Source organism: Streptomyces sp. BV286 (assembly GCF_019090165.1).
Taxonomy (GTDB): Bacteria; Actinomycetota; Actinomycetes; order Streptomycetales; family Streptomycetaceae; genus Streptomyces.
In genome coordinates, this window is the sequence record NZ_JAHRIB010000060.1 from 1 (window position 1) to 354 (window position 354).

The window sequence follows — 354 nt, forward strand, 5'->3', positions numbered from 1 at the left end:
TCCGTCGTGACGACGACCGCGGTCCCCGGCGCGACAGTGACCGTCCCCCCTTCCGCCGTGACGACCGGCGTGACGACAACCGGGGCGGCGGCGACCGTCCCGCGTTCCGCCGTGATGACCGTCGTGATGACAACCGTGGCGGCGGCGACCGTGGAGGGCGTCCGCCGTTCCGTCGTGACGACCGACCCAGCGGGCCGAGCCGCGACGACCGTGACCGTGGTGGCCCGCGGCGCGACAACGACCGTCCCCCCTTCCGCCGCGACGACAACCGCAGCGGTGGCGACCGTCCCCCCTTCCGCCGTGACGATGAGCGCGGCGCCCCTCGTCGTGACGGTGACCGTCCCGCGTTCCGGC

At 75.1% G+C, this 354-nt stretch carries 1 pseudogene; it reads right to left on the reverse strand.

The features are described from left to right. Positions 1 to 354: pseudogene (locus KUF83_RS42570) on the reverse strand (hypothetical protein); the annotation flags it as partial.